Below are 526 nucleotides of genomic sequence, written 5' to 3'. Positions count from 1 at the left end.
TGTCGGGTTACTGGGTATCCTTAAGGCTGGCGGGGCCTATGTGCCGCTCGACCCAAGCTATCCGGCTGAACGGCTGGCTTACATTATTGATGATGCCTCCCCTGTGGCTTTGTTGACCCATACGTCGTTGGTTCAGGCATTCCCTGCCACAACTCTGGCGGGTGCGATTCCGCGTATCCTGCTGGACAGCCCGGAACTCAACCTTGAAAACCAGCCCGGCCATAATCCAGCGTCACAAACCAAGGGGCTGACATCCCGCCATCTGGCGTATGTGATTTACACTTCCGGCTCCACGGGCAAACCCAAAGGCGTGATGACCGAGCACTGCAATGTCAGCCAATTGGTGATCAATAATCCCTATGCAGAGATCAGCGAGCGTGACTGTGTTGCCCATTGCGCCAACATTGCCTTTGATGCATCGACTTGGGAGATCTGGTCAGCCCTGCTCAACGGTGCCCGTTTGCATGTGATCCCGCAGTCTGTTTTGCTCGATCCTGCCCGTTTATGTGCGTCGCTAATCAAAGGA

1 protein-coding gene is annotated in these 526 nt (G+C 55.3%); it reads left to right on the top strand.

The genetic code is table 11. The features are described 5' to 3' along the window. Positions 1-526, top strand: a 526-nt coding sequence (locus FE392_RS22400) for an AMP-binding protein (RefSeq protein WP_319931887.1), incomplete at both ends; no start/stop codon positions are given.

This window comes from Xenorhabdus santafensis, assembly GCF_033949405.1.
In the GTDB taxonomy this organism is placed as follows: domain Bacteria; phylum Pseudomonadota; class Gammaproteobacteria; order Enterobacterales; family Enterobacteriaceae; genus Xenorhabdus; species Xenorhabdus santafensis.
This window is presented reverse-complemented; position numbering and strand designations above follow the sequence as displayed.